The following is an 814-nucleotide window of genomic DNA, read 5'->3' as shown; positions in this document are numbered from 1 at the left end:
CGGATGAGCGCGCTTTAGTGTTGCCTCAGAATAAAGTTGTTACAGCTAAGAAAAGCCAGGGGCGAGATGCCAGGTTAGCTGACTATCATTTATTCGGACAAGTAGGAAAACAGGTAGTTAAAAAGCAGGATAAACCAAAAGAAGCGCCTAAGACCAGCTTAAGGTTAGCATTAAAAGGTGTTTTTATGTCAGAGCAGGCTGGCGCATCGGGTGCTATAGTAGAAGAGATTGGCAAGAAGGCGGATTACTATGGCATAGGTGATGCCCTACCAGGCAGGGCCACTTTGGAAGAGGTATATAGTGATCGTATTCTCTTGAGGCGTAACGGAAGGCTAGAAACTTTGGCTTTTGAAGAAAAGAAGAGCATCAAAGGCAGTAGCAGTTTTTCTAAGGTAACGCCGGTTAAAGCCCAGCCGAAAAGAAGAGCAAGGGTGGAATCAGTAGAAACGCCTCAGCAATTTATGGATGAGGCTGCAGAGCGCTTACAGGAAGATCCTGTCGCTGCATTGGGCTCAGTTGGGCTGAAAGCTTCTTCAGAGGGGTATGTTTACCAAGGTGGAAACCCAATGTTGTCGGGGCTAAATCTTAACAAGGGTGATGTGATACGCTCGGTGAATGGTCATAACCTTGGTGATATTCAGCGCGATAAAGAGTTAATGAAAAGTCTCTATGAGCAAGGTAGTTTGGAAGTAGAAGTGATGCGAGATGGCGCCAGCTTTTATATTAACTACCCTTTGAGATAAAAAAATTGCGGGCTCAAGCCCAGTAATGCAAATGACTTAAGTGTAAAGTGATTGTTATGAAGTCTACATTA

Annotated in this window: 1 protein-coding gene; it reads left to right on the top strand. The window is 44.5% G+C overall.

Annotation, left to right across the window (positions count from 1 at the left end):
* On the top strand, positions 1-743 hold a 743-nt coding region (locus A3729_RS02715), incomplete at its 5' end, for a type II secretion system protein N (RefSeq protein ID WP_068633088.1).
* Positions 744-814: the final 71 nt, after the last annotated feature.

Source organism: Oleiphilus sp. HI0043, from assembly GCF_001634935.1.
Note: the sequence above shows the minus strand (reverse complement) of the source record. Positions and strands in the feature narration are given on the sequence as shown.